The 1342-nt window shown below is 43.1% G+C and carries 1 pseudogene; it reads left to right on the top strand.

Features of this window, described 5'->3' with window-relative positions:
- Positions 1-1342 (top strand): annotated as a pseudogene (locus ACFO3O_RS22495) (T9SS type B sorting domain-containing protein); the annotation flags it as partial.

Raw genomic sequence — 1342 nt, 5'->3', positions numbered from 1 at the left:
ATGATTCCTGCTTCACAGACCGTTTGGGTGCGTGTGGAGAATGTGGTAACAGGCTGTTATGAGTTAATTACCCTAACCTTAGTGGTGAATCAATTACCCTCACCTACAGCCATAGCTGCGGTAGAGGAGTGTGATGATGATTTTGATGGGATTGCTATTTTTGATTTGACAGCTCCCGAGGTTTCTGGAGCCATCATTAATGGAGAGACAAATTTTGATGTAAGTTTTCACGAAAGTCTCGCTTTCGCGGAAGCGGGTACTCCGGCGATTGCTGATCCAGCGAATTATGCAAGTCCAAGTGCCACGATTTTTGTGCGTGCCACCGATAATGATCCTGCTACAAGCACGGAGTGTTTTAGAATCATTGAACTCGAACTGATTGTCAATCCAATTCCACTGATTAATCTTCCTGTTCCTGATATCATCGAATGTACCAATGGCACCAATCAATTGATCTTTGATTTAACTCAGAATGATGGAGTGATTTATGGAGGATTGGATCCTATGGAATATGATCTGACCTACCATGAAAGCCAAGTAAATGCAGAGATGGATATGCTTCCTATTGGCGATCCAGTCAATTATTTAGTGACCGATCCTGGTGCTGTGGTGTGGGTACGTTTAGAAAATATAGCTACGGGATGTGCTACGGTGACCTTCTTTAATGCCACTATAGAACAGCTTCCTGTTTTTGTTCCTCCTACTGCCCCACTAGAGGCATGTGATAGCGAAGGCCCATTAGTCGGTACAGATATCGATGGGGTTACCACCTTTGACCTGACCTTGCTAGATGCAGGTATCACGGCAGGAGATACCAGTCTTGTTGTAACGTATTACGAAACACAAGCCGATCTAGATGCAGGTATTTTTATAGACCCAGCTAATGCCTATGTCAATACCACACCTAACAATCAAACGATTTTAGTACAGATCAGTAGTACCACCTCAGCGATGTGTATGGCACAAACTACGGCTGAGTTACTGGTCAACCCAATACCCTTTATTGATCCTGTTCCTCCAGCGATTGCCTGTGATGATGACAATGATGGTTTTGGAGAATTTGATCTTCAAGCCTATGCCAATGACCTTGGGGTAAGTTTACCTGATGTTGTTTTCCGTTTTTACGAAACCTTTGACAATGCGCAAATTGATGATGGTACGGGACAGATAGATATTAGTGTGCTTTACAATAACATTTCAGGAATGACCGAGTTGTTCTTTGTCGCAGAAAATACCATTACAGGATGTTTCAAGCTCTACAGTTTTGAACTTTTGGTCTTCCCGAAGCCTGATCTTCCATTAGAAATTGAGGATTTACGAGCGTGTGATGCTGATGCTGATG

Source organism: Dokdonia ponticola (assembly GCF_042653865.1).
Taxonomy (GTDB): Bacteria; Bacteroidota; Bacteroidia; order Flavobacteriales; family Flavobacteriaceae; genus Dokdonia; species Dokdonia ponticola.
This window is presented reverse-complemented; position numbering and strand designations above follow the sequence as displayed.